Source organism: Rathayibacter sp. PhB1 (assembly GCF_004362935.1).
Lineage (GTDB): Bacteria > Actinomycetota > Actinomycetes > Actinomycetales > Microbacteriaceae > Rathayibacter > Rathayibacter festucae.
Window position 1 is genome coordinate 184,004 of record NZ_SNYD01000005.1, and the last position, 26,405, is coordinate 210,408.

Genomic DNA, 26,405 nt, shown 5'->3' on the forward strand with positions numbered 1-26,405 from the left:
TCAGGTTCCGGACATGGATCACTGAGCCTCATCAGCCGTTCCCGCCATCTCCGATGATCCGTGCCAGAGATTTCGGGACGCCGCGCGATCGGCTCACCATCGATGTCGACCCCGCGAAAACCGCTCTGCCGCCCACGAGGCCGGTTCAGATCGTCGTCCGCCGCGACCATCGCTCGCCCTCCCCACCCACGAAAGGGACACCCGAGAATGAGACCACGACTCCGCCGCCGCCTCCTGGCCGCCGCCGCCCTCGCCGCCGCGGTCGCCGTTCCGAGCGCCGTCGCCGTGGGCGGTGCCGCACCGGCCGCCGTCGCCGACACCGCGAGCGCCGTCCCCGACCTCCGCGTCTCCTACCTCCAGCTCGGAGCGACCGGCTCGCTGGCGCAGATCGATCCGGCCGGCATCGCCGCCTCGAACGTGATCGTGTTCGCCTTCGCCGACCCGGCGAGCAGCACGGCCGATCCCGCGACCCTCGCGGCGATGCAGAAGGTCATCGACCAGGAGGCGAAGGGCACGGTGAACCTGCTCAGCCTCGGCGGGCAGACCGTCACCCGGGACACCGTGAACACCGGCACGGCGAGCGCCGTCGGCTCCCGGCTGCTCGCGCAGATCGAGGACTACAACGCGAAGCTCTCCGGCGGGAGCATCACGGGCGTCGACCTCGACCTCGAGAACGGCATCGACGCCCCGACGATCAGCGCCCTCGGCGCGACCGTGAAGGGCGCGGGCCTCTCCCTCGCCGTCGCGCCGCAGGTCTACCTGAGCAGCGGGACCGAGGTGGACCCGGCCGCGCCCACGAACCTGACCCTCACCTCCGGTGTCCACGACGGCGCGAACGACCAGTTCGGTCCGCTCCTGAAGAGCGGCACGGTCGACTACCTGCTCGCCCAGACCTACAACACCGGCGGCTGGACGGTCGGCGGCGCCGCCGAGAAGGACCCCGGCTTCTTCAGCACGATCGCCCGCGCGCTGAACAGCGCGGTGCGGTCCGACTGCTCCGCCGCCACCTCGCTGTGCATCGGCGAGGGCACGAGGATCGTGATCGGCCAGGTCAGCAACGCCGGCGCCAGCGGCACCGCGAACAACGTCTTCGGCGGATCCGGCGCCGCCGCCTACGACCAGGCCGCGGTGCTCGCCGACCTCGCCGCGCAGTGGAAGGCGATGAAGGCGAAGCCCGAGCTCTACGGTCACGTGACCGGCGTCATGCAGTGGTCGCTCAACAACGACTACGCGCCCGGGGCCTGGGGCGACACCTCGGCCGTCCCCGGCGCCTTCAGCGTCGCGCTCTTCGGGGCGACCCCGCCGGCACCGGCTCCGTACTTCATCCTCCAGGTGAGCAACACCGGCCCGGACAGCCCCGACTCGGGCGCCTACGCCTCGGCCACGCTCGTCGTCGACGGTCAGTACTGGATCTTCGGCAACAAGTGGGGCTCGGCACTGAGCCCGGGCACCAACGAGTCGTTCGGCACCTCGGCGTCCGCCAAGAACCCCGCGACCCCGTACGTGATCAACAGCAGCAGCCTCGACTCGATCTTCAGCGGCGGGAAGAAGTCCTTCACCACCTCGCAGGTGCTGATCAACGGCTACTCCGCGCAGAGCGACGTCGCCTCACCGGGTGAGCAGTACGCCTGCCCGGTCGGATCGGGCTACACGTTCGAGGCCGGGCACTCCTACAACGTGCAGGTCAACGCGAACTCGGGCTTCAAGTCCTGCGCCATCTCGAAGGTCAACTGACCCTTCCCGCACTCCTCGGGCGGGCCGCGCCGTTCCCACACTCCGCTGCGGCCCGCCCGAGGTCGCGACCGGACCCCTTCCGGTCGCCTTCCCGTCCTCCGCGTCGTCTCGACCCGGAGGACCACGAATGAGAGGAACACCCCCATGTCCCGTCACCTGCTCCCCAAGGCGATCGCCGGAGTCGTCCTCGTCGCCGGCGTCCTGACCGGCTGCGCACCGGCCACCGGAACCGCCTCGCAGTCGTCCACGAGCTCCAGCTCCGCCGCCGCGAAGACCACGGCGCCGTCGACGGTCGCGCCGGCCGGCGAGAGCCGCGAAGGCGCGTTCGAGGGCCTCAACGGCAAGAAGGTCGCCGGCACCGCGACCGTGTCGGGAAAGACGGTCGACCTCAGCGGCTTCTCCTCCGACGAGGGCCCGGACCTGCACCTCTACCTGACGAACGGGACCGACGAGAAGGCCGTGAGCGCCGGTGTCGAGCTGGGCCCGGTCTCCTACGACACGAAGACCCAGAGCTTCGATGTGGGCGACGCCGCCGACTACACCTACGTCGTCGTGCACTGCGACAAGGCGAAGGCCGTCTTCGGCGCGGCGAAGCTCTCGTGACGCGGCCCGGGTGGCGCTGGGCGGCCGCGGCCCTGGGCACCGCCGTCCGCGTCGCTCTGGGCCTGCTCTGGATCAACGAGGGCGCGATCAAGCTGCGATCCGGATTCGGGGCCTCCGACATCCTCCTCGTCGCCGACGGCGCCGCGGAGAACGGGCGGGTGCCCGACTACTTCCAGCTCTTCGCGTCGACGATCCTGCACGATCAGGCCGGTCTCTTCGGCTTCGTCACGCCGCTCGTCGAGATCGGGCTGGGCGTCGCGCTGATCGCGGGGATCCTCACCGCGCCGGCCGCGCTCGCCTCGCTCGCGACGCTGCTGATGTACTGGTCGGCCGATCAGCTCATCGACGAGTACCCGGTGATGGCGCTGCTCTCGGGCCTCGTCCTCGCCTTCGCGGCGACCTGCTCGCGGATCTCCGCGACCGGTCTCCTCGTCCGCATCATGCGGACCCGGAACCGCACCCTGGCCGGCGTCCTGGAGCGGCCGGGCCTGCGCCGCTGGCTCTGACGACGGCGCTGCAGAACACGGGGACCCCGGAACGAGCTCGGCTCGTGCCCGGGGTCCCCTCTTTCATGTCTCCTCCTGAGAGCGGTCTCACCCAGCACTGGCGCGGAGGCACCGGGGGAAGGTCACGGTTGGGCAACGCCACGGATCGATCTCCCGTCGCGCTTTACAGACCGGTGCACGCGCAATATGTTGTCTCCGTGGACAAAGCCCCTCGGGGCTCCCCGCCCCTCCCGGGCGACGACACGACGACGTGCTCCCACCTGCACGCTCTCGCGCCGTCCTCATCCTCGGACACTGCTTTCAGAGAGGAATGCACTCCATGAAGTTCTCCCGCAGCATCACCACGCTGGCCGCCGCCGGCATCATCTCCCTCGGCCTCGCCGCCTGTTCCGCCAGCCCCGCCAACTCGGGCGGCGCCGCTGCCGGCGCGGGTGCCGAAGGCGACTGCACCGTCGGCATCTCGATGCCCACCCGCAGCCTCGAGCGCTGGATCAACGACGGCGAGGGCCTCCAGTCCCAGCTCGAGGGCGACGGCTGCACCGTCGACCTGCAGTACGCCGACAACAAGACCGACCAGCAGATCTCGCAGATCCAGAACCAGATCGCCGGCGGCTCGAAGATCCTCGTCGTCGCGGCCATCGACGGCGAGGCGCTCGCCCCCGTGCTCGCCGAGGCGAAGAAGCAGAACGCGACCGTCATCGCCTACGACCGCCTGATCAACGGCACCGCCGACGTCGACTACTACGCGACGTTCGACAACTACAAGGTCGGCCAGCTCCAGGGCCAGTACATCGAGTCGACCCTCGACCTCGCCAACGCCGCGGGTCCCTTCACCCTCGAGCCCTTCGCCGGCAGCCCCGACGATAACAACGCCAAGTTCTTCTTCTCCGGCGCGTGGGACGTCCTGCAGCCCTACATCGAGAGCGGCAAGCTCGTCGTGCCGTCCGGCAAGTCGCCCGCCTCGGACGACGACTGGGCCTCGATCGGCATCCAGGGCTGGGCCTCGGACAAGGCGCAGTCCGAGATGGACAACCGCCTCTCCTCCTTCTACACCGGTGACCAGAAGGTCGACGTGGTGCTCTCCCCCAACGACAGCCTGGCGATCGGCATCGAGGCCTCGCTGAAGTCGGCCGGCTACGCGCCCGGCGCCGACTACCCGATCATCACCGGGCAGGACGCCGACAAGGCCAACGTCAAGGCGATCCTGGCCGACGAGCAGTCGATGACGGTCTGGAAGGACACCCGCACCCTCGGCGACCGCGTCTTCCAGATGGTGCAGTCGATCGTCGCGGGCGACGAGCCCGAGGTGAACGACACGAAGACCTACGACAACGGCGAGAAGGTCGTCCCGTCCTTCCTCCTCGAGCCGCAGGTCGTCGTCAAGGACGACGTGCAGTCGGTCCTCGTCGACTCCGGCTTCCTCAAGGCCGGCGACGTCGGACTCTGATCGGTCGGGCGGGGCAGGGGAGGAGTGATCCTCCCCCACCCCGCCCTTCTCCCAGTTCTTTCCCTCGAAGCCCATCCTCTGCACAACGAAGTGAGGCCCTGTTGGCCAGTCCCATCCTCATCATGCGCGACATCGTCAAGGAGTTCGGCGGCGGCGTCCGCGCCCTCGACGGCGTCTCGCTCTCGGTCCAGCCGGGCGAGGTCCACGCCATCTGCGGCGAGAACGGCGCCGGCAAGTCGACGCTCATGAAGGTCCTCTCGGGCGTCTATCCCGTCGGCAGCTTCGAGGGCTCGATCGAGTTCGAGGGCCGCCAGGCGCAGTACCGCTCGATCAACGACAGCGAGGCCGACGGCGTCGTCATCATCCACCAGGAGCTCGCTCTGAGCCCCTACCTCTCGATCGCCGAGAACATCTTCCTCGGCAACGAGAAGTCCACCCGCGGCGTCATCAATTGGAACGCCACCAACGCGGAGGCGGCCAAGCTGCTCGCCCGCGTGGGCCTCGCCGAGAGCCCGGCGACGAAGATCCTCGAGCTGGGCGTCGGCAAGCAGCAGCTCGTCGAGATCGCCAAGGCGCTCGCGAAGGAGGTGAAGCTCCTCATCCTCGATGAGCCCACCGCCGCGCTCAACGACGAGGACAGCGACCACCTGCTCGGCCTGATCGACCAGCTGCGCCGCCAGGGCATCACCTGCATCATCATCAGCCACAAGCTGAAGGAGATCCGCGCCATCGCGGACACGGTGACGATCATCCGCGACGGCCGCACCATCGAGAGCTTCGCGATGGCCGGCGAGGACGCCTCGGAGAGCCGGATCATCCGCGCGATGGTCGGCCGCGACCTCAACAGCATGTTCCCGCCGCGCGATCCGCAGATCGGCGAGGAGAAGCTGCGCGTCGAGAACTGGACCGTGCACCACCCGGTCGACATCAACCGCGTCGTCGTCGAGGACGCCTCCTTCACCGTGCGGGCCGGCGAGATCGTCGGCTTCGCGGGGCTGATGGGCGCCGGGCGCACCGAGCTCGCGATGAGCATCTTCGGCCGCAGCTACGGCACCGGCATCTCCGGCCGCGTCTTCAAGGACGGCAAGGAGATCCAGACGCGCACCGTCGAGGAGGCGATCCGCAACGGCCTCGCCTACGCGACCGAGGACCGCAAGCGCTACGGCCTCAACCTCATCGGCGACATCACCGTCAACGTGTCGGCCGCCGCGCTCTCGCGGCTCGCCCGCCTCGGCGTGATCGACAAGCACCGCGAGTACAAGGTCGCCGACTCGTACCGCTCGAAGATGAACATCAAGGCCCCGAGCGTCTCCGCCGTCACCGGCAAGCTCTCGGGCGGCAACCAGCAGAAGGTCGTCCTCTCGAAGTGGATCTTCTCGGGCCCGGACGTGCTGATCCTCGACGAGCCCACCCGCGGCATCGACGTGGGAGCCAAGTACGAGATCTACGGCATCATCAACGAGCTCGCGGCCCAGGGCAAGGCGGTCGTCGTCATCTCGTCCGAGCTGCCCGAGCTGATCGGGCTGGCCGACCGGATCTACACCATCTCCGAGGGGCGCATCACGGGCGAGATCGACCGTGCCGACGCCACCCAGGAGCACCTCATGCACTACATGACCGCCGGAAAGGAACAGGCCCGATGAGCGCCACGACCACGACAGCCCCGAGCGGAACGCCGGCGAGTACGCCGTCGACGCCGCCCAAGCGGGCGCGCCGTCTGAACATCAACCTCCGCCAGTACGGCATCCTCGCCGCCCTCGCGATCATCATCCTGCTCTTCCAGGTCCTGACGAACGGCCGGCTGCTGCTGCCGGGCAACGTCAACAACCTGATCCAGCAGAACGCCTACGTGCTGATCCTCGCGATCGGCATGGTGATGGTGATCATCGCCGGCCACATCGACCTCTCGGTCGGCTCGGTCGTCGCGATGGTCGGCGCCATCTCCGCGATCGCGATGAACAACTGGGGCCTGCCCTGGTGGGCCGCCGTGATCGTCGCCCTGGTCACCGGTGCCGCCGTCGGCGCCTGGCAGGGCTTCTGGGTCGCCTTCGTCGGCATACCGGCGTTCATCGTGACCCTCGCGGGCATGCTGATCTTCCGCGGCTTCACCCTGGTCCTGCTCACCGGCGGCACGATCAACGGCCTGCCGACCGAGTTCACCGCGATCGGCGCGGGCTGGCTGCCGGGCGTGCTCGGCGGCATCGCCGGCCGCGACGCGCTCACCCTGGTGCTGGGGCTGCTCGTCTGCGTCGCCCTCGTCGTGCAGCAGGTGCGCACCCGCGCCACGCTGCGCCGTCTCGAGCTCCCGCGTGAGCCGATCGCGTCCTTCTATGTGAAGGCGGTCGTCGCGGTCGTCGCCATCATGGCCCTCGCCTGGCTGCTCGCGGGGTACAGCGGCACGCCGATCATCCTGATCGTGCTCGCCGTGCTGATCCTCGCCTACAGCTTCGTGCTCGGGCGGACGGTCTTCGGCCGCCACATCTACGCGATGGGCGGCAACCTGTTCGCCGCGATGATGTCGGGCGTGAAGACGAAGTGGGTCAACTTCTTCATCTTCGTGAACATGGGCGCGCTGGCCGGTGTCGCCGGCATCGTCAGCACGGCCCGCGCGGGCGGCGCCGTCGCCTCCGCCGGTCAGAACTACGAGCTCGACGCGATCGCCGCGGTCTTCATCGGCGGCGCGGCCGTCCAGGGCGGCGTCGGCACGGTGGTCGGCGCGGTCATCGGCGGTCTGGTGATGGGCGTGCTCAACATGGGCCTGTCGATCCTCTCCGTCGACGCCGCGTGGCAGATGGCGATCAAGGGCTTCGTGCTCCTGCTGGCCGTCGCGTTCGACATCTTCAACAAGAGGAGGGCGGGCGGGCGCTAGCCTTCTCTCCTCCCTGCACCGTGCTCGGGCGCGTGCTCTCTCCACGGAGGGCCCGCGCCCGAGCGCATCCCCGGACCGGTGCCCCATCGCACCGACGAGAGGCTGAGCAGCATGGCAGGAGCAGTCGGAGCATCGAGCAACGCTCTGCTCCGTCGGCACAACCTCGCCGCCATCGCGACCCTGGTGCACCGCTCCGGACCGATCAGCCGCGCCGAGCTGGGCCGCCTGACCGGCCTGAACCGCTCGGCGGTCGCCAACCTCGTCGGCGAGCTGAGCGAGCTCGGCTGGGTGGAGGAGGAGACCACCGCCTCCGACGGCCGCATCGGCCGCCCGAGCGCGACCGTCGTCCCCGGCCTCACCTTCGCGATGGTCGGCGTCCACCTCGACACCGACGCGATCATCGTCGGCCTGGTCGGCCTGCACGGGGACCTCCTCCGCCGCGTCCGCTTCGACACCCCGAAGCCGGCGAGCCCGTCGACCGTCGTCCGCGTGGTCAGCGGCATCGTGGCCGGCTTCCGCGCCGAGCGGGAGACCCATCGCGTCCTCCTCGGCGCCGGCGTCGCCGTGCCGGGCCTCGTGCAGGCCGACTCGGGCTTCGTGCACCGCGCGCCGCACCTGGGCTGGCGCGACGTCGACCTCGCGTCGCAGCTCAGCCGCGCGCTCGACCTCCCCGTCTCGGTCGGCAACGACGCCACGCTCGGCGCGATCGGCGAGTCGCTGTTCGGAGCCGCACGGGGCGTCGCCGACGTCGTCTACGTGACCGGCGGCGCCAGCGGCATCGGCGGCGGCGTGATCATCGGCGGAGTCCCGCTGCAGGGCTCCTCGGGGTTCGCCGCCGAGCTCGGCCACACCCTCGTCGCCGCGAACGGCCGCCTCTGCGGCTGCGGTCGGCACGGCTGCCTCGAGGCCGAGGTCCGGATGCGCTCCCTCCTCGACGTGCTCGGCGCGCGAGTGCTCGACCAGGACGAGCTCGACATCGCGCTCGGCACCTCCCGCGACCCCGCCGTCCTCGGCGAGGTGGCCCGCCAGGTCGACCTGCTCGCCGAGGGCCTCTCGACCTACATCAACCTCTTCAACCCGACCGCGGTCGTCCTGGGCGGCTTCCTCGGCTCGCTGCTCACCGTCGACCGCGAGCGCCTGGCGGCCCGCGTCTCGGCGCGCGCCCTCAGCGACCTCGCCCGCGGCGTCCGGATCGAGCGCGCGGCCCTGCGCTCGAGGCTGGAGCTGGTGGGGGCCGCGGAGCTACCCTGGCGTCGCGCGCTCGCGGATCCCGCGGCGGCGGTCGGCGGCTCGGAGCCGCCTCCCGCGTCCGGCCCCGGCTCGCGGACGGACGCCCTCGGCGCCCGCGCCTGACACCGACGTCGAGGAGCACGAGCATGGCCGACTTCAACGAGCAGATCATCGCGGAGTTCCGCGCGAACGGCGGGACGGTGACGACCGCGGGCTTCGGCCGCAGCCTCGTCCTCGTGCACCACGCCGGCGCGCGATCCGGCGAGGAGCGCATCGCCCCGCTGATGGGCCTGCACCCCTCCGACGACGTCTGGCTGATCGCCGCCTCCGCCGCCGGCGCCCCGAAGCACCCCGCCTGGTTCCACAACCTGGAGGCGAACCCCGACACCGTGATCGAGACCCCCGACGACGGCACCGTCCCCGTCCGCGCCCGCACCCTCGAGGGCGCCGAGCGCGACGCGGGCTGGAAGCGCTTCACCGACGCCTCCGACGGCTTCAAGGGCTACGAGGCCAAGACCACCCGCACCATCCCCGTCGTCGAACTCACCCGCCGCTGACCCCGTCCTTCCCCCCCCTCGCGAGATGCCACTTGTGCACGCGACACGCCGTGAAAGGCGTGCACAAGTGGCATCTCGCGGGAGGCGCCGGGCGTCAGCGGAAGGGGACGGGGACCGCGTCGGGGGTCGACCAGCGGAGGGCGAGCCGCTCGCGGAAGCCGTCGCGCCGCAGCTCCACCTCGAGGGTGTCGATGACGATCGGCAGCAGCGCGCGCCGCTCCACCAGCACGTCGAGCACGAGCTCGGCGCCGTCCGTGAGGAGCACCGAGCCGACCTCGGGCAGCACCGCGATCCACTGACGCCCGCCCACCTGCACGTGCCGGTGCCTGCGGAGTCGGCGGAGCAGCTCGGGCAGCGCCCGCGAGTCGAGGCCGCCGACGTCGGCGCGGAGAGCGATCATGCGCCGACAGTGCCCGCCCGCGACGTCCGCCCGGTGAACACGCGCCCCTCCCCCGGTGTCCACTCTGCCCGTCATGAAGAGGGCGCTGCGTGCATCCGGGTCGCTCCGACTCAGGTCGAGTGCCCTCTCCAGGGTGTCACGCGGACCCTGCTCGCCACCGCGATCACGGCTCTCGCGCCTACAGCTCTTCCCGACCGGCTTTCGCAGTAGTTTTATCAAGCCCTACACAGTCAGGATCAGTGAAAACTTGCGAGAAACTTCGATCGTGGTCTTCGAGGAGGCGATGCGGCGGCTGATCGCGGGGTCGACCGCGCACTCACTCGAGAACCAGAACCTCGACTTCAAAGCCGACGGCCGATCCGCCGACGACGACGTCCTCAACATCACTGAGGCAGCGGCGTGTTTCGCGAACGCGTCGGGGGGCCTGGTCATCGTCGGCGTGCAGGACCGCGTCGCAGGACCGGACGCCGTCGTGGGGTCTCGCCTCGATCCCGAGCGGACTCGATCCCGCATCTTCGAACTGACGGAGCCGAGCCTGCTCGTCGACGTGTCCACTCGGATGTTCGACGGTGCTCCGGTCGTCGTGGTCGACGTGCCGGCGAGCGTCACAGTGCACAGTGTGAAGAGCCGCATCCCCACCGAGCGCATCGGAGATGCGTGCACTCCGATGTCCACGGATCGCATCGCTTCCGTCATCGCCGAGCGACGCGGTCAGGACTGGTCGGCGGACGCGTCCGGGACGAAGGCGTCCGCCTCTGATCCGCTCGCGATGGCGGCTGTGCGACGACTGCTGGAGCGGGCGGCGTCACCGACGAGCCGGAGGCTGGCACAGCAGTCGCACGAGATCGACGTCCTCCGCGGCCTCGGCGTGGTGACCGATGACGGTCGGCTCACCAACGCCGGCGCGCTGCTCGTCACGGACGAGTACGCCCTGGCGGCGACCTTCTCCTATGTCCACCGAAGGACTCCCGCCGGAACCCTGACGGCGAACGAGCAGCTCTCCGGCCCCCTCGTGCTCCTGCTCGAGCAGCTCTTCCAGCTGATCAGTGCCCGGATCGATACGACGCCTCTGTCGATCGGAAAAGGTCAGCAGCTTCACGTCGCCGACCTGCCCGAAGCCGCCATCCGCGAAGTGGTGGTCAATGCGGCGATGCACCGCGACTATCGGGGTCGTGGTCGAGTCACGGTCGAGCACACGCAGACACAGCTCGTCGTCACCTCTCCAGGCGCCTTCGTCAGCGGAGTGCGGGCGGACAACGTCCTGACGACGTCATCGCGTCCGAGGAACGGCCAACTTGCCGGCGCGCTCCGGACACTCGGCTACGCCGAGACGGCTGGATCGGGTGTCGACAAGATGTACGCCGAGATGGCACGACTCGGGCACCAGCCACCGTCGTTCCTCTCCGAAGGCGATCACGTGCGCGTGACTCTGATCGGAGGTGCCCCGAACTCCGCTCTCACTCGTTTCGTGGCGACACTTCCGCCTGAGGAGACCGAGGACGCTGACACCATGACGATCCTGCTCACGCTCCTCACTCAGCGCACGGTCACCGCTGAGCAGCTCGTGCCCGTACTGCAGAAGTCAGGGGTCTCGGAAGCGCAGTCGGTTCTGGAGCGACTGGACTCGGAGCGCGTGCCGCTGCTCGAACCGACCCGGGAGACCTCGAGGAAGACCCTGCCGCGGTATCGCCTTCGGGAGGGCCCCCTAGCCGCCCTGGGAGCTGCCGTCACCTACCGTCGGCGAACGACCGATCAGCTGGACCGCAAGATCATCGATCTGCTCCGAGAGACCGGGGTCGTCAACGCACGGATGGTGCGCGTTCTCCTCGACCTCGACTCCCAATCGACATCGCGCCTCATCGCAGACCTCATCAAACGCGATCTGCTCGCGAAGTCTCCAGGACCCGAGCGCGGACCGGCGGTGTCGTACGGGCCGGGACCGGCGTTCCCTGTCAAGACACGCCACCACCGAGCGCCGCAGGATCCGGGCCCCGGCGAACAGCTGCAGTTCCCGATCGAGTGAGCTTCAGCAGGCCGGAGAGAACCGGGCTCCGGAACGACGCAGCGCGTTGGAACGACGAAGCCCCCGACCGGATTCCGATCGGGGGCTGTGTCTCTGGTGCGCGAGGGGGGAGTTGAACCCCCACGCCCTTTCGGGCACACGGACCTGAACCGTGCGCGTCTGCCTATTCCGCCACTCGCGCTCACCAACGGCACCGAAGCACCGACGAGAAAGACTAGCATCCCCGCGGCCGACACCGGAAACCGGGCCGCGCGAGCACGGGCGTCGCCTGCCGCCTCGGGCTCGCGGAACGGTCCTCGGCTCGCGAGATCGGCGCATTCGAGCGTGCCGGACGACGTCCCGCGAGCCGGAGCCCCGCGTCCGGACGGGCGCGGTCCGCACCCCGAATCCCGCTCGGGGAGGCCGTATCCAGAGCATCCCAGTAACATGCCCGTAGCCGTGCGCGGCGCAGACACGAGATCGGAAGCGGACCGGGCGCGCAGACACCTCGATCCCAACGCGACCGCCGAGAGGCGAAGAAACGGAAGATCGGAAGACTGTGGGCATTCTGGACAACTTCGAGAAGGGACTCGAGCGCGTCGTCAACGGCGCTTTCGCTCGGACCTTCAAGTCGGGTCTGCAGCCGGTCGAGCTCGCCTCCGCTCTCCGCCGCGAGCTCGACACCACGGCGGCCGTGGTCACCCGCGACCGCATCCTCGTGCCCAATCAGCTGACCCTGCGCATGTCCGCCGCCGACCTCGACCGGATGGAGCGGATGGGCCCGACGCTCATCGACGAGCTCACCACGGTCGCCACCGAGCACGCCAAGAAGCAGGGCTTCCGGTTCTCCGGCCCGATCGACATCTCGCTCGCGGCCGACGAGTCGCTCAGCGCCGGGATGGTCGAGGTCGACTCCCGCAGCGTCAAGGGCGTCGTCGCCTCCACGCCCGCGCTCGAGATCGACGGCAAGCGCTACCCGATCACGAAGTCCAGGACGGTCATCGGGCGCGGCAGCGACGCCGACATCACGGTCGACGACTCCGGCACCTCCCGCAAGCACGTCGAGATCCTCTGGGACGGCGTCCGCGCCCAGGTCCACGACCTCGGCTCCACCAACGGATCCAAGCTCGACGGCAAGCCCGTCACCCAGGCGCCGCTCTCGCCCGGGCAGACCATCTCGATCGGACGCACGCGGATCGTCTTCCGCGTCGTCCAGGGCGCCGCACCCGCGCGCGCCGACCGCTCGCCGTCCGGTCCGTCCGGGCGCTCCTCCGAGGGATTCTGGGACGACCGGCTATGAGCGAGCTCACTCTCTTCCTCCTGCGCATCGCGTTCCTCGCGCTGCTGTGGTTCTTCGTGTTCGGCATCGTCTACGCGCTGCGCTCCGACCTGTTCGGCCAGCGGGTGCGCAAGCTGCCCGCCGGCCAGCAGCCGGCCGCCGGGCAGGACGCCGCTCCGTTCGTCACCGCCGCGCAGCCCGTCGTGGCCGCCGCGGCGGCCCCCGCCCCCGCGCCTCAGCCGTCGGCCCCCTCCGCGCGGCGCCCCCGCGAGGAGCGCACCGACTCCGGTGGCGTCGCCACCGTGCACACCGCGCAGCGCCTCGTCATCACCTCGGGCCCCAAGCGCGGCACCGAGCTCGAGCTCAACGGCGAGCCGCTCACGATCGGCCGCTCCTCGGAGTCGGCGCTGGTGATCCGCGACGACTACACCTCGACGCACCACGCGCGCCTGCTGATCTGGAACGACGAGTGGATGATCCAGGACCTCGACTCCACCAACGGCACGTTCCTCGACGGCCGTCGCGTCGGCGCCCCCACCAAGGTGCCGCTGAACACCCCGGTCAAGGTCGGCACGACGACCTTCGAGCTGCGGCGGTCGTAGCGCGTGGCAGCCACACCCGACAGCGCCGCGGAGACGGGCGTCACGCGCGAGAGCGCCGCCGTCTCGCACGTCGGCCGCATCCGCTCCAACAACCAGGACTCCGGCTACGCGGGCCGGCAGCTCTTCGTCGTGGCCGACGGCATGGGCGGGCACGCGGGCGGCGACGTCGCCTCCTCCATCGCGATCAAGCGCATCGCGCAGGCCGACCGCACGTACGCCTCCACCTACGAGGCCGAGGACGAGCTCAAGCGCACGCTGCTCGCCGCGAACACGATGCTGGCCGACGCCGTCGTCGACCACCCCGAGCTCACCGGCATGGGCACCACCGTCAGCGCCATCGTCCGCGTGGGCGAGTCGGTCGCCATCGCGCACATCGGCGACTCCCGGATCTACGTGCTCCGCGACGGCAAGCTCGAGCAGGTCACCACCGACCACACCTTCGTCCAGCGCCTCGTCGACTCCGGCCGCATCACCGAGGAGGAGGCGATGACGCACCCGCGCCGCTCCGTCCTGATGCGGGTCCTCGGCGACGTGCACACGAATCCCGAGATCGACACCCTCACCCTCGAGACCGAGCCGAACGACCGCTGGCTGATCTGCTCCGACGGCCTCTCCGGCGTCGTCCCGCACGACGAGATCCAGAAGGAGCTCTCCCGGGACGAGACGGCGCAGCAGGTCGCCGACCGCCTGATCCGCGACAGCCTCTCGCACGGCGCACCGGACAACGTGACGGTCGTCATCCTCGACGTCCCGGGCGCCGGCGACACCGCGCAGATCCTCGCGCCGACGGCCGAGCCCGTGATCGTCGGCTCCGCCGCCGCGCCGACGCCGCTCAGCACCGACGACTCGCAGAACCGGATCCGCATCCCCGGCCTCCGCCTGCACACCCGCGCCCCGGCCGCCCAGGGCCCGACCCACTTCGAGCCCGCGTCCGAGGACTACCTCGACGAGCTGATCGAGGAGGACCGCCGCCGGCACCTGCGCCGCCGGATCACCTGGCTCGTCGGCCTCTCGCTCGTGCTGATCGCCGGCTTCCTCGGCGTCCTGCTCGCCTACGACTGGACGCAGTCGCGCTTCTACGTCGGCACCGACGGCCAGAACGTCATCATCTACCAGGGCATCCAGCAGTCGGTCGGGCCGCTCTCGCTCTCCGGAGTGAAGGAGGACACGGGGATCCCCCTCGACTCCCTCCGCGACTACGACGTCGAGCAGCTCGAGCAGACGATCAGCGCCGACTCCTACGCCGGCGCCGTCGACATCGTCGAGCGCCTGACGGACGCGAACGGAGCACCGTGACCGCCACCGCCACTCCCCCCGCCACCCGGGAGCGCCCGCGCTTCCTCCGCCAGCGCCTGCGCAATCTCGAGCTGCTGCTGCTGATCGGCGCGTGCTTGATCGACGCGTCGGCGATCGTCCTGGTCCAGCTCGGCGCCCTCGGCGCGGTCGACACCACCCTCGTCTCGCTCGGCGCCGGCCTCTCCGGTCTCGTGCTGGTCGTCCACGTCGTGCTGCGCTTCGCGGCGCCCGAGGCCGATCCCTTCCTCCTGCCGATCGCCACCGTCCTCAACGGGCTCGGCGTCGCCGAGATCTACCGGATCGACATCGCCGACGGCGCGACGGGCTGGGAGTCGGTCGCCGTCCGGCAGATCATCTGGAGCGGCCTGGCGATCGTCGCCGCGATCGTCGTCCTGCTGGTGATCCGCAACCACCGCGTCCTCTTCCGCTACACCTACGTGGCCGGATTCGCGGCGATCGTGCTGCTCCTGCTCCCCCTCCTGCCGTTCATCGGCAAGGAGGTCAGCGGCGCCCGCGTCTGGATCGGCATCGGCGACTTCTTCAGCTTCCAGCCCGGCGAGATCGCCAAGATCGCGCTCGCGGTCTTCTTCGCCGGCTACCTCGTCCGCAACCGCGACTCGCTCTCGATGGTCGGGAAGACCTTCCTGAGGATGCGCTTCCCGCGGCTGCGCGACCTCGGCCCGATCCTCGTGGTCTGGGCGGTGACGATGGGCGTCATCGTCTTTCAGCGCGACCTCGGCACCGCGCTGCTCTACTTCGGCCTCTTCCTCGTGATGCTCTACGTGGCGACCGGCCGCACCAGCTGGGTGCTCATCGGCGTCGGGCTCTTCCTCGGCGGCGCGATCCTCGCCAGCCAGACCCTCGGCTACGTCGGCAATCGCTTCGCGAACTGGCTCGACGCCTTCAGCTCCGACCGCTACGGCGCCGATCCCGGCGGCAGCTACCAGCTCGTGCAGGGACTGTTCGGCCTCGCACACGGCGGCCTGCTCGGCACCGGCCTCGGCCAGGGCATGCCCGACATCACCCCGGTCCCGCAGTCGGACTACATCATCGCGAGCCTGGGCGAGGAGCTCGGCCTCGCCGGACTCTTCGCGATCTTCGGCCTCTACCTGCTGCTGGTCTCGCGCGGCTTCCGGATCGGCTTCGCCGGCCAGGACGACTTCGGTCGGCTCCTCGGCGTCGGGCTCTCGTTCGTGATCGCCCTGCAGTGCTTCATCGTCATCGGCGGCGTCACCCGCGTCATCCCGCTCACCGGCCTCACGACGCCCTTCCTCGCCGCCGGCGGCTCGTCGCTCGTCGCGAACTGGATGATCGTCGCCGTCCTGCTCCGCCTGTCCGACACAGTGCGCAATCAGCCGCGTCTGGTGGTGTGACTCCCCGATGAACCGAGAACTCAAGCGCGTGAGCTTCGTCGTCCTGGCGATGTTCGTGGCCCTCTTCGTGTCCACCTCCACCATCCAGGTCCTCCAGGCCGACACCCTGTCCGAGGACTCCCGGAACACCCGGACGCTGTACGAGAGCTTCTCGACGGAGCGCGGCGTCATCCTCGCCGGCGGGGAGCCCATCGCCTCCTCGACGCCGTCGGACGACATCTACAAGTTCCAGCGCCAGTACGCGAACGGACCGCTCTACTCGGCGGTGACCGGCTACTTCACCCTGAACCAGGGCACCACCGGCATCGAGCGCTCGCTGAACGACTACCTCTCCGGCACCTCGAACTCGCAGTTCTTCGACGAGATCAACAACCTGGTCACCGGCCAGGACCCCAAGGGCGCCTCGGTCGAGCTCTCGATCGACCCGGTCGCGCAGCAGGCCGCGTTCGACGCCCTCGGCGACTACACCGGAGCGGTCGTGGTCACCGAGCCGGCCACCGGCCGCATCCTCGCGATGGTCTCCAAGCCGACCTTCGATCCGACCGCCCTGGCGTCGCACGACACGGACGACGTCCTCGCGGCGTACCGCGCGCTGAACGACGACCCGACCGACCCGCTCATCAATCGCGCCATCGGCGGCTCGCTCAACCCGCCCGGCTCGGTCTTCAAGCTCGTCGTCGCCTCGGCCGCCCTCGAATCGGGCCGCTTCACGCCCGACTCCAGCTTCCCGAACGTCCAGGCGTACACCCTGCCGGGCTCGAGCTCGCAGGTCACCAACTCCGGCGGCGGCCTCTGCGGCTCGGGAGACACGGTGACCCTCGCGACCGCGGTCTCGCTCTCCTGCAACGTGCCGATGGCCGAGATGGGGGTCGAGCTGGGTGCCGCCGCGATCCGCGCCCAGGCGGAGAAGTTCGGCTTCGACACCGAGCTCGAGATCCCGATGTCGGTCGAGGCGAGCACCTACCCGCAGACCACGGACGACGCGCAGACGGCGCTGACCGCCTTCGGCCAGTTCGAGGTGCGGGCGACCCCGCTGCAGATCGCGATGGTCTCCGCGGCGATCGCGAACGGCGGCGAGGTGATGCAGCCGAACCTGGTCGACGTCATCCGCTCGCAGGACCTCAGCGTGCTGCAGCGCTTCGAGGAGAAGTCGCTCGGGCGGGCCGTGAGCACCGAGACGGCGGACGCCGTGAAGGCCATGATGGTCGCCAGCGTCCAGGGCGGCGCGGCGACGAATGCAACAATAGGTGGCGTCACGGTGGCCGGTAAGACCGGCACCGCTGAGAACGGCGGGGACGACCCGTACACCCTCTGGTTCACCGGATTCGCTCCTGCGGATGATCCGCAGTACGCCATCACCGTCCTCGTGGAGGACGGCGGGGGGCTCGGCCAGACCGGGTACGGCAACCTGATCGCCGCACCCATCGCACAACAGGTACTAGAGGCGGTGCTGAACAAATGAGACCCACATCAGGCCTCACCTTCGGGGGACGCTACGAACTGCAGTCCCGGATCGCCATCGGCGGCATGGGAGAGGTGTGGCAGGCGACGGATCTCGTCATCGGCCGCACGATCGCGATCAAGATCCTCAAGGACGAGTACCTCGGCGACCCCGGGTTCCTCGAGCGCTTCCGCGCCGAGGCCCGGCACGCCGCGCTCGTCAACCACGAGGGCATCGCCAACGTCTACGACTACGGCGAGGAGGACGGCTCCGCCTACCTCGTGATGGAGCTGGTGCCCGGCGAGGCGCTCTCCACGGTCCTCGAGCGCGAGCGCGTGCTGTCGACCGACAAGGTCCTCGACATCGTGGCGCAGACCGCGCTGGCCCTGCACGCAGCGCACGCCGCGGGCCTGGTGCACCGCGACGTGAAGCCCGGGAATCTCCTGATCACGCCCGACGGCCGCGTGAAGATCACCGACTTCGGCATCGCCCGCATCGCCGACCAGGTCCCGCTCACCGCGACCGGCCAGGTCATGGGCACCGTTCAGTACCTCTCCCCGGAGCAGGCGAGCGGCCAGCCCGCCTCCCCCGCGACGGACATCTACTCGCTGGGCATCGTCGCGTACGAGTGCCTGGCGGGCCGCCGGCCGTTCACCGGCGAGTCGCAGGTCGCCATCGCGATGGCCCAGATCAACGACACCCCGCCGGAGCTGCCGGTCACGGTCGCCGAGCCCGTGCGCAACCTGGTCTACTCCTGCATCGCGAAGAAGCCGGTCGACCGGCCGGCGACCGCCGCGCACCTCGCCCGCGCCGCGCAGGCCCTGCGCTCGGGCGACGTCCGCGGCGCCGCCCTCGCGGTGCCCGCGGTCGCCGCCGACCTGCCCAACACGCAGGCCACGACCGTCCTGCCCTCCGCAGCGGGCAACGCGACCCAGGCGACGACGATCCTGGGCGCAGGAGCGACCACGGCCTTCGCGGCGAACCCGCCGACGGGCGCTCTGGACGAGCCGATCGAGGCGGAGGAGCCGCGCAAGCGCAGCCCCTGGACCTGGCCGCTCGTGGCCCTGATCGTGATCCTCGCCGTGGTGATCGGCGGCACGATCTTCGCGCTGACCAGCAACGGCGGCACCGAGGCCGAGCCGACGCCGAGCCCGACGGTGAGCCAGACCCCGTCGCAGGCGCCGTCCCCCTCGCAGACGCCGTCGGCGACGCCGAGCTCGAACATCGTGGTGATCAACTCCTCCGACTACGTCGGCCGCCCCTTCGACGAGGTCGAGGCCGAGCTCACCGAGCTCGGGATGGGCGTCCAGCGCGAGGAGGGCTCCAGCGCCCCGAGCTCCGACCAGGTCGGCACCGTCGAGGAGGTCAACCCGACCGCCAACGTGATCAAGGGCACCACGATCGTCGTCACGACCTACACCGAGGTCGCCGTCCCCGGTGCTCCGACCGCCGTCCCGACGGTCACCCCCGCCGCGTCGAGCGTCGAGCCGGGCGAGACGTTCAACGTGACGTGGAGCAACTACAACCAGTGCCCGAGCGGAACCTCCGTGACCGGTTACCGGGTGACCGTCGCCGGCGAGGGCGCGACCGTGACGAGCACCAACCCGTCGACGTCGACCACCGCGACGATCCAGGCCGGCGAGTCCGCAGGCACGATCGACATCACCTACACGGTGCTCTGCGGCGAGCCCGAGTCCCCCGCCTCGCCGACCCTCTCGGTCCCCGTCGTGGCTCCTGCCCCGACGCAGACCCCGACGGCGACGGCCACCCCGACCTCGTCGGCGCCGGCCTCGAACGCCCCCGACGAGCGCTGACCCTCCCCGCTCGAACGAGCCCGCCCTCCGACCGCGACCGCGGCACCGGAGGGCGGGCTCCTCGCTTTCAGCGGCCGCGACTGTCCTGACGGCGAATCAGGGACCGAGTGACCACGGCAGCGATCACCCCCGAGACAGCAGCGATGCTGATCCGCGCCGGAGCGGGCAGCTCCGTTCCTACGGCGAGCACCACTGCGACGGTGAGGACCACGAGCAGTAGCACGACGCCCGCGAGGCGATCCGCGGAGATACGAGAGGACGAGGACACGGGACTCCTTCGATCGATGTCGGTCTTGCGAACGACGAGCCGCTCGATGAGCCCGTCGCATAATGAGGTGAAATCACCATCCGATACCCGCGACTCCTCGTCAACGGAATAGCGGATGTGGCGCGGGGCGGTGTCGCACGACGTCGGTCTCCGAAGGATCCGCGCGGGCCTCACCCGGCGGCGCGATGAGTGCCCGGCGCCGCGCGCCGGGCTGCCGGGAGGCGCCCGGGTACACTTGCCGTGGCTCCCCGGGGGCCGTGCCACACGGAAGTACAGGGCGGGAGCGTGCGCGTGACGGATGAGGGACGCCTGATCGCAGGACGGTACCAGGTCGGGCCCCGGCTCGGTCGCGGTGGGATGTCCGAGGTCTACCTCGGCACCGACACCCGCCTGGGGCGCACGGTCGCGATCAAGGAGCTCAAGCTCTCGCTGTCCTCCGACTCCGCGTTCCGCCTGCGCTTCCGGCAGGAGGCGCAGTCCGCGTCCCGCATGTCGCACCCGACCATCGTCCGCGTCTTCGACGCCGGCGAGGAGGTCTCGCTCGACGACACCGGCGCGGAGTCGCGCCGTCCGTTCATCGTGATGGAGCACATCGAGGGGCGCCTGCTGAAGGACGTCATCGCGGAGGGACCGGTCGAGGTCGACGAGGCCGTCCGCATCACCGAGGGCATCCTCACCGCGCTCGAGTACTCGCACCGCGCGGGGGTCGTCCACCGCGACATCAAGCCCGGCAACATCATGCTGACCCCCTCCGGCCAGGTGAAGGTGATGGACTTCGGGATCGCCCGCGCCGTCTCCGACTCCGCCGCGACCGTGGCGCAGACCACCGCCATTCTCGGCACCGCCGCCTACTTCTCGCCGGAGCAGGCGAAGGGCGAGCAGGTCGACGCCCGCAGCGACCTCTACTCCGCCGGCATCGTCCTCTTCGAGCTGCTCACCGGCCGCGCTCCCTTCCGCGGGGACACCCCGGTGGCCGTCGCCTACCAGCACGTCAGCGAGACGCCCCCGGCGCCCAGCTCGATCAATCCCGCCGTCTCGCCCGCCCTCGACGGCGTCGTCGCCCGAGCGCTGTCGAAGGACCGCTACGAGCGCTTCCAGGGAGCGGCCGAGTTCCGGGACGACCTGCGCGACGCCGCGGCCGGCCGTCTCCCCGACCACCGCCCGATCGACGAGCTGACCACGTCTCTCTTCGCCGCACGCAGCGGCGGCGGCATGAACGACTCCGAGCTCGCGCTGCGCCAGCTCGCGGAGGACAACTCGATCGTCCGCACCCAGCGCCGCCCGCCGGTGCTCTGGATCTGGTCGTCGATCGTCGTGCTCGCCGTCATCGTGGCGGCGCTGGTGATCTGGGTGCTCACGCTCCAGCCGACGACCACCCTGCCCTCGCAGTCGCGCGAGGTCCCCGTGCTGACGGGCACCAGCTACGACAGCGCGCAGTCGACGCTCACCGAGCTCGACCTGGTGGCGAGTCAGCTCGCCGAGTTCAGCGACACGGTCCCGGCCGGCGAGGTGATCCGCACCGATCCCGGCTCCGGCACGATCGTCGCGCCCGAGACGGTCATCCGGGTCTACGTCTCTCAGGGCGCCCAGCCGGTGGCCGTCCCCGAGACGGCGGGGTCGACCCTCGAGGAGGCGATCGCCGCCCTCACCGGGGCCGGCTTCTCGGAGGGATCGCAGACCCGCCAGAACTCGCCCACCGTGCCGGGCGACGTGGTGCTCTCCAGCACTCCTGCCGGCGGCCAGCAGCTCGCCCCGGGGACGCCGGTCGACCTCGTCGTCTCCTCGGGCCAGGTGACCCTGCCCGACCTCGTCGGCCAGACGCTGAGCACCGCCCTCGCCACCCTGGCGTCCGAGCAGCTCCAGCTGATCGGCGAGGAGGCTCCCGACGAGACCTGCGAGTCCGTCCGGGCCAACCCGCCGATCACCACCCAGTCGATCGCCCCGGGCGACGTCCCCCAGGGCTCCACCGTCGAGCTCGGCTTCTGCGCCGGCTGACCCTCGCTCCCGGAGGCGCTCATCGAGACGCTCCGCCGCCGGCAGGACAGGTCTGCTGACTCGTCCTCCTGGCGCTGGCGGATCTCGATACGCCCGCTGCGCGGGCTACTCGACCAGCATGAGGATCCCCGCGCCGACAAGGTGATCTCTCGCGGGAGAGCCATCGTGGAAGAGACGCTCGTCTTCATGTTGGTCGAGTAGCCCCGCAGGGGCGTATCGAGACCCGCCGTCGCCAGCAGAACGGGCCTGCAGACTCGTCCTCCTGGCGCTGGCGGATCTCGATACGCCCTCTGCGAGGGCTACTCGATCAGCATGAGGATCCCCGCGCCGACAAGGTGATCTTCCGCGGGAGACCCACCGTGGAAGAGATGCCCGCAATCATGCTGGTCGAGTAGCCCCGCAGGGGCGTATCGAGACCCGTCGTCGTCAGTAGAAGGGGTCTGCAGACTCGTCCTCTTGGCGCTGGTGGATCTCGATACGCCCGCTCCGCGGGCTACTCGATCAGCATGGGCGGCCCGGGGGGCGGCCGCCGGACTCGGACGCCCTACGCGCGCCGGGCGGCGTCCGCGAGCGGCGGCGCGAGCCGCAGCACACCGTCGTCCGGCGAGCCGGCGTCCATCGACGTCCCCACCCGCCCGCGGATGTCGCTCGGGGTGAGACCCTCGCGGCGCTTCAGGGCCCGGCGGAGGTGATCGGCGGACGAGAAGCCCGACGCCGCAGCGATGGCCTCGAGCGGCACCTCCCGCGGGCGGCGCCGGAGCAGCTCGACGGCGCTGGCGACCCGGGCGCGCTCGATCTCGCTCGCCACCGTCGTCCCCGCGTCCTCGAAGAGCCGCTGCAGCGAGCGCGTGGACACGTTGACCGCGTCCGCGACCGCCTCCGGGGTGCACCGCGGGGTCCGATGGGTCCGGTCGATCACGGTCCGCGCTCGGCCGAGGGTCGCCGCGCGCACACTCGTCGTCCCGGGCTGAGAACCGGCCGAGGCGAGGAAGGCGCTCACAAGCAGCTGCTTGACCACGTGCCCGAAGCCGTCGACCTCGTGGTCGGACGGGAGTCCCGTGCCCGACTCCGCCGCGAGCGCGAACGCCGTCGTGAAGGCGAAGGCCGCACGGGTGGACCGGGCGTCCGGATCGAGCGCGTACACGTTCGAGCCGAGATCGAAGCCGTAGCGGCGCATCTCGTCCGCGCGGATCGTGATCTGGAGGGAGGTGACGGGCATCGTCGACTCGGTGGTGAAGGTGGTCGTCCCCGGCTGATAGGCGATCGAGCCGGGCCGCAGGAGCACCGTCCGGTCCGGCCCGACGAGCCGGACCGCGCCCTCGATCAGGAAGCTGAAGCTCAGGAACGACGTGTCGTCGGCGCCCCAGGTCCCGCGGAGGACCCGCAGAGGCGAGGTCGTCAGGAGCACGACGCTGATGCCGGCCGCGGTGAAACCGGAGCCCGCCATGCGCGGAACAGTGCCCGGCTTGACGACGATGCGTGGGCCCAGTGTCTCGAGTTCGCGAATTCCGGAATAAGCCCAAGAAATCGATTCCACCATGTGATGCCTCGGAATTCTCTTCTCGACGGCACCGGTCCCCTAACCGGCGCCCTCCGATTATGCCCGTCGAGCCCCTCGCATCATCCGCCAGTACTCCGTCAAATCACGCCACCCGCTCGGGGGGATCGCGAAGAGCCACGAGCGGCACTTCCCTGTCGTGGCGCCGATCTCGAAAAGAGTGCGCGCTCTCATAGCGCGTCGATGGCGCGGATCGCACCCCTTCTGACGCTCACCTCGGCCCCCCATCAGGGGGTGACACGCAAGGGTGATCTCTCGGACCGGGAGAGGTGAATGGGGCGTCGATAAGCGGTGAATGGGCCTGCTCAGCCGGTCCGATAAGCGGTGCTCCGAGCGCTCGCGACGACCGGGCTCCGCATTCCGCTCCGCGCCTATCGGGTCGGACAGGGCAGATCCGTCTCGACGAGCCAGTTCGAGATCAGCCGACGACCGCCCTCGGTGAGAACGGACTCGGGGTGGAACTGGACGCCGACCGCGGGGGCGGTCCGATGGCGCAGCGCCATCACGACCCCCTCGGCGGTCCCCGCGATGACGGCGAGCTCCGCAGGCAGTGTCGAGCGCTGGACGGCGAGCGAGTGGTAGCGCATCGCCGTGAACCCCGACGGGATCCCGGAGAACAGCGGATCGCCGTCGTGCACGACCGCCGAGGTCCGGCCGTGCATCAGCTCCGGAGCCTCGCGGACCCGCGCACCGAGGGCGTGCGCGAGCACCTGGTGCCCGAGGCAGACCCCGAGGAGCGGCTGCGCCTCGGCCAGGGCGTGCCGCGCGAGCGCCACCGACGTGGGGACGTCCTCCGGTCGGCCCGGCCCGGGCGACAGCACGATCCCGTCGCTCCCCGCCGCGCGCTCGATCGCGTCGCGCGGAGACAGCTCCGCTCCCTCGACGACGTCGACCTCCGCCCCCGCCTCGCGCAGGTAGGCGACGAGCGTGAAGACGAAGCTGTCGTAGTTGTCGACGACCAGGACCCGCGTCATCGCGGCGACCGCCTCGGGGGCCGGCTCACGTCCCGACGGTGACGTTCTGATCGAGCACGAGCGACTGCACCCAGGGGAAGACCCACTCGGCGAGTGCGGCGAGCACCGCCACCACCAGGACGATCACGAGGAGCAGCCGGAGCCACCAGGGTCCGGGCAGGACCCGCCAGAGTGCCGCGTACACGGTCAGCCCTCCTGCGCGAGAGACGCGGCGATCTCAGCCGGCGCACCCGCGGAGCGCGGCTGCCAGGACTCGAAGACGCCGTAGGCGATGATCCGCTCAGCGGTGGAGTAGAGCGGGTTGCAGCTCGTCAGGGTGATCAGCCGGTCGGTCGCGACAGCGCCCGTCGTCCATGGGACGGGGTCGATGACCTGGATCTCCGAGGGCTGCACGTACTCGAGGTTCCGGAACCGATAGGTGTACCAGCCGTCCGCCGTCTCGATGTAGATCGCATCGCCGAGCTGGAGCTGGTCGATCAGGTGCATGCCGCCGCCGTAGGCGCTCCGGTGCGCCGCGAGGGCGAAGTTCCCCGCCTCGCCCGGCATCTGCGTGCCGGGGTAGTGACCGATGCTGCCCTCGTCGAGGACGTTCTCGGCGTCCACGCCCTCCGCGATGGTGCGGACCCAGCCCTCGCCGTAGCGCGGGATGTAGAGGTTGCCGAAGGAGGTGTCGAGTGCCGCCACGGGAGCGATCACCGGATCGCCGAAGCCGGCGGGGGTCTCGCTCGGCGCCGTCGAGGGCTCCGGCGCGGGGGCGGCGTCGCCCCAGCTCTGCCGGAGCTCCGCGGCCTCGGAGGTCTGCTGGCCGGCGATCACCGCGTCGTTCCACCAGAGCTGCCAGCCCAGATAGAGCAGGACGAGCGCTCCGGCCGTCATGAGCAGCTCGCCGAGGACGCCGAAGAACGTCAGGCGGCGGCGCGGTCGCCGTGTGCGCTCTCGTCGGTCGCGCGGTCGCAGCGGGGCGGCGGCGGGCGACGGGGCACTCATGCGACGAGTCTAGGCGCGGGGCGCGCCCGTCCGACGGGCTCCGCGGCCCCTGGCGCGTTCCGCACAGCCGCTCCTGCGCGCCTGCACGGCATCCCCCCGGCCTCGCGCTCCCGGTCGGCGGCCGTCTCCCGGTACAGTGGAAGGCATGGCACGAGCGACGAAGAGCCCGAAGCCCGAGCGCGACGAGGCCCGGACCGGTGAGGACGCACCCAATCCGGTGTGGTTCAAGCCCGTCATGTTCGGGTTCATGCTGCTGGGCCTCGCGTGGATCATCGTCTTCTACGTGAGCCAGGGCACGCTCCCCGTGCCGGATCTCGGCAACGCCAACATCCTCATCGGCTTCGGAATCGCCTTCATCGGCTTCCTCATGACGACGCGCTGGCGCTGATCACGCCAGCATGAACGACGCCCCGTCCGGTCCGCCGACGGGGCGTTCGTCGTCCCCGGGGTCGGGTCTCCCGCCGGTCCTCGCATCGTCGGTCGCGCGCCTGCGTGCGGCGGGCTGCGTCTTCGCGGAGGAGGAGGCGGAGCTCCTGCACGAGGCGGCGGCCGGCTCCGACCGCCTCGACGCGCTCCTGCGGCGCCGTGAGGCCGGGGAGCCGCTCGAGCAGATCCTCGGCTGGGTCGCCTTCCGCGGGCTGCGCGTCCCGGTCTCCCCCGGCGTCTTCGTCCCCCGGCGGCGCACCGAGGTCGTCGTCGACGCGGCGCTCGCGCTGCTGGACGGGCGCGGGCCGGCGACCGTCCTCGACCTCTGCTGCGGTGTCGGAGCGATCGGGCGGGCCCTTCTCGAGGAGCGCGACGGCCTCACCCTCCACGCGGCCGACCTCTCCCCCGCCGCGGTCGCCTGCGCCCGGCGGACCCTGGCGGGACTCGCGACGGTCCACCGCGGCGACCTGTTCGCCGCCCTTCCAAAGGATCTCCGAGGCCGGATCGACCTCGTCGTGGTCAATGCGCCCTACGTGCCGACCGCCGCGATCGCCCTGATGCCGCCGGAGGCGCGCCTGCACGAGCCGGCGTCCACCCTCGACGGCGGGGGCGACGGCCTCGCGCTGCACCGCCGGATCGCGGCGGAGGTCCTGCCCTGGCTGAGTGAGGACGGCGCGGTCGCGATCGAGACCAGCCGGGAGCAGGCGGAGCGGACGGCGGCGCTCTTCGCGGGCGCGGGATTCGATCCGTCGATCCTCCTCGACGACGACCTCGACGCCACGGTCGTCTCCGCCCCTCGACGGCGAACTACACGCGTGTAATTATCCCCAGGTGTTGAAACTCCTGTGGAGAACTCCGGACCCCGCGGCAGCTCGCGGATGCGCAGCGTGATCGGACGCGCATCGGCGGCGGGACGGGGCGGGATCGCCGATCAGGACGCCGTCCCGCCGGCTGCTCCGAATGACAACGGCGTAGTTCTCCCCAGTGTTAACAACTCTGTGGATAACTTCGTCCCCAGCTGTGGACAGCTGCTGTGGACAGTGG

The 26,405-nt window shown here is 70.5% G+C and carries 23 protein-coding genes and 1 tRNA gene; 18 read left to right on the forward strand and 6 right to left on the reverse strand.

The features are described from left to right. Positions 1–207: 207 nt before the first annotated feature. From EDF17_RS13970 to EDF17_RS14005, 8 genes are all read left to right on the forward strand, one after another. Positions 208–1,734 (forward strand): hypothetical protein, encoded by a 1,527-nt coding sequence (locus EDF17_RS13970; protein WP_123447227.1) that lies wholly within the window; start codon positions 208–210, stop codon positions 1,732–1,734. 144 nt (positions 1,735–1,878) lie between these two features. Continuing rightward, positions 1,879–2,337 carry a DM13 domain-containing protein gene (locus EDF17_RS13975; protein ID WP_123447228.1) on the forward strand — a complete coding sequence of 153 codons (459 nt, stop codon included), beginning with the start codon at positions 1,879–1,881 and terminating at the stop codon, positions 2,335–2,337. Further along, entirely contained in the window at positions 2,334–2,843 is a 510-nt protein-coding gene (locus EDF17_RS13980; RefSeq protein WP_185019996.1) for a DoxX family membrane protein, read from the forward strand. The genes EDF17_RS13975 and EDF17_RS13980 overlap by 4 nt, the downstream gene beginning before the upstream one ends. Positions 2,844–3,153: 310 nt before the next feature. Beyond that, the gene (gene chvE / locus EDF17_RS13985; protein ID WP_123447229.1) at positions 3,154–4,290 is read left to right on the forward strand and encodes a multiple monosaccharide ABC transporter substrate-binding protein; all 1,137 of its coding nucleotides are present in this window, start codon (positions 3,154–3,156) and stop codon (positions 4,288–4,290) included. A 122-nt stretch (positions 4,291–4,412) separates the two neighbouring features. Further along, a complete protein-coding gene (mmsA, locus tag EDF17_RS13990; protein ID WP_123447230.1) occupies positions 4,413–5,933 on the forward strand; it encodes a multiple monosaccharide ABC transporter ATP-binding protein in 1,521 nt (506 codons plus the stop codon). Next, positions 5,930–7,159, forward strand: coding sequence for a multiple monosaccharide ABC transporter permease (gene mmsB, locus EDF17_RS13995; RefSeq protein WP_123447231.1), 1,230 nt, complete (start codon positions 5,930–5,932; stop codon positions 7,157–7,159). Before mmsA ends, mmsB begins: the two co-directional genes overlap by 4 nt. Before the next feature lie 111 nt (positions 7,160–7,270). Then, positions 7,271–8,512, forward strand: a complete 1,242-nt coding sequence (locus EDF17_RS14000; protein WP_123447232.1) for an ROK family transcriptional regulator — start codon at positions 7,271–7,273, stop codon at positions 8,510–8,512. Positions 8,513–8,535: 23 nt separating this feature from the next. Beyond that, the gene (locus tag EDF17_RS14005) at positions 8,536–8,946 is read left to right on the forward strand and encodes a nitroreductase/quinone reductase family protein (RefSeq protein ID WP_123447233.1); all 411 of its coding nucleotides are present in this window, start codon (positions 8,536–8,538) and stop codon (positions 8,944–8,946) included. A gap of 94 nt (positions 8,947–9,040) precedes the next feature. Here the strand turns inward: EDF17_RS14005 and EDF17_RS14010 are convergent, their stop codons facing one another. Further along, positions 9,041–9,346 carry a hypothetical protein gene (locus tag EDF17_RS14010; protein ID WP_123447234.1) on the reverse strand — a complete coding sequence of 102 codons (306 nt, stop codon included), beginning with the start codon at positions 9,344–9,346 and terminating at the stop codon, positions 9,041–9,043. 265 nt (positions 9,347–9,611) lie between these two features. On the opposite strand from EDF17_RS14010, the gene EDF17_RS14015 reads away from it, so the two are divergent. Next, the gene (locus tag EDF17_RS14015) at positions 9,612–11,369 is read left to right on the forward strand and encodes an ATP-binding protein (protein ID WP_166649692.1); all 1,758 of its coding nucleotides are present in this window, start codon (positions 9,612–9,614) and stop codon (positions 11,367–11,369) included. A gap of 94 nt (positions 11,370–11,463) precedes the next feature. Here EDF17_RS14015 and EDF17_RS14020 read toward each other — a convergent pair. After that, positions 11,464–11,550 (reverse strand) — tRNA-Leu (locus EDF17_RS14020). 357 nt (positions 11,551–11,907) lie between these two features. On the opposite strand from EDF17_RS14020, the gene EDF17_RS14025 reads away from it, so the two are divergent. The 7 genes from EDF17_RS14025 to pknB all read left to right on the forward strand — a co-directional run bounded on the left by EDF17_RS14025 (position 11,908) and on the right by pknB (position 21,416). After that, a complete protein-coding gene (locus EDF17_RS14025; protein ID WP_123447236.1) occupies positions 11,908–12,648 on the forward strand; it encodes a DUF3662 and FHA domain-containing protein in 741 nt (246 codons plus the stop codon). After that, a complete protein-coding gene (locus EDF17_RS14030; RefSeq protein ID WP_123447237.1) occupies positions 12,645–13,229 on the forward strand; it encodes an FHA domain-containing protein in 585 nt (194 codons plus the stop codon). The genes EDF17_RS14025 and EDF17_RS14030 overlap by 4 nt, the downstream gene beginning before the upstream one ends. Positions 13,230–13,232: 3 nt before the next feature. Further along, positions 13,233–14,525, forward strand: a complete 1,293-nt coding sequence (locus EDF17_RS14035; protein ID WP_123447238.1) for a Stp1/IreP family PP2C-type Ser/Thr phosphatase — start codon at positions 13,233–13,235, stop codon at positions 14,523–14,525. Continuing rightward, entirely contained in the window at positions 14,522–15,898 is a 1,377-nt protein-coding gene (locus tag EDF17_RS14040) for an FtsW/RodA/SpoVE family cell cycle protein (protein WP_123447239.1), read from the forward strand. Before EDF17_RS14035 ends, EDF17_RS14040 begins: the two co-directional genes overlap by 4 nt. Before the next feature lie 7 nt (positions 15,899–15,905). Continuing rightward, complete coding sequence (locus EDF17_RS14045) at positions 15,906–17,360, forward strand: penicillin-binding protein 2 (RefSeq protein ID WP_123447240.1); 1,455 nt, start codon at positions 15,906–15,908, stop codon at positions 17,358–17,360. Next, complete coding sequence (locus EDF17_RS14050; RefSeq protein WP_123447241.1) at positions 17,357–19,153, forward strand: protein kinase; 1,797 nt, start codon at positions 17,357–17,359, stop codon at positions 19,151–19,153. The genes EDF17_RS14045 and EDF17_RS14050 overlap by 4 nt, the downstream gene beginning before the upstream one ends. A 559-nt stretch (positions 19,154–19,712) precedes the next feature. Next, positions 19,713–21,416, forward strand: coding sequence for a Stk1 family PASTA domain-containing Ser/Thr kinase (gene pknB, locus EDF17_RS14055; protein WP_123447243.1), 1,704 nt, complete (start codon positions 19,713–19,715; stop codon positions 21,414–21,416). 544 nt (positions 21,417–21,960) lie between these two features. Here the strand turns inward: pknB and EDF17_RS14060 are convergent. From EDF17_RS14060 to EDF17_RS14070, 4 genes are all read right to left on the reverse strand, one after another. Continuing rightward, complete coding sequence (locus EDF17_RS14060) at positions 21,961–22,863, reverse strand: helix-turn-helix domain-containing protein (RefSeq protein ID WP_164874569.1); 903 nt, start codon at positions 22,861–22,863, stop codon at positions 21,961–21,963. A gap of 482 nt (positions 22,864–23,345) precedes the next feature. Next, positions 23,346–23,948, reverse strand: a complete 603-nt coding sequence (locus EDF17_RS14065) for an aminodeoxychorismate/anthranilate synthase component II (RefSeq protein WP_123447245.1) — start codon at positions 23,946–23,948, stop codon at positions 23,346–23,348. A gap of 25 nt (positions 23,949–23,973) precedes the next feature. Next, entirely contained in the window at positions 23,974–24,132 is a 159-nt protein-coding gene (locus EDF17_RS19940) for a hypothetical protein (RefSeq protein ID WP_164874570.1), read from the reverse strand. 2 nt (positions 24,133–24,134) lie between these two features. Then, on the reverse strand, positions 24,135–24,935 hold the full coding sequence (locus EDF17_RS14070; RefSeq protein WP_123447246.1) for a class E sortase: 801 nt from the start codon (positions 24,933–24,935) through the stop codon (positions 24,135–24,137). A gap of 145 nt (positions 24,936–25,080) precedes the next feature. Between EDF17_RS14070 and EDF17_RS14075 the strand changes: the two genes are divergently transcribed. Together EDF17_RS14075 and EDF17_RS14080 are read left to right on the forward strand one after the other, a co-directional pair. Further along, positions 25,081–25,323, forward strand: coding sequence for a cell division protein CrgA (locus EDF17_RS14075; RefSeq protein WP_123447247.1), 243 nt, complete (start codon positions 25,081–25,083; stop codon positions 25,321–25,323). 10 nt (positions 25,324–25,333) lie between these two features. Further along, the gene (locus tag EDF17_RS14080; RefSeq protein WP_123447248.1) at positions 25,334–26,182 is read left to right on the forward strand and encodes a putative protein N(5)-glutamine methyltransferase; all 849 of its coding nucleotides are present in this window, start codon (positions 25,334–25,336) and stop codon (positions 26,180–26,182) included. Positions 26,183–26,405 lie beyond the last annotated feature (223 nt).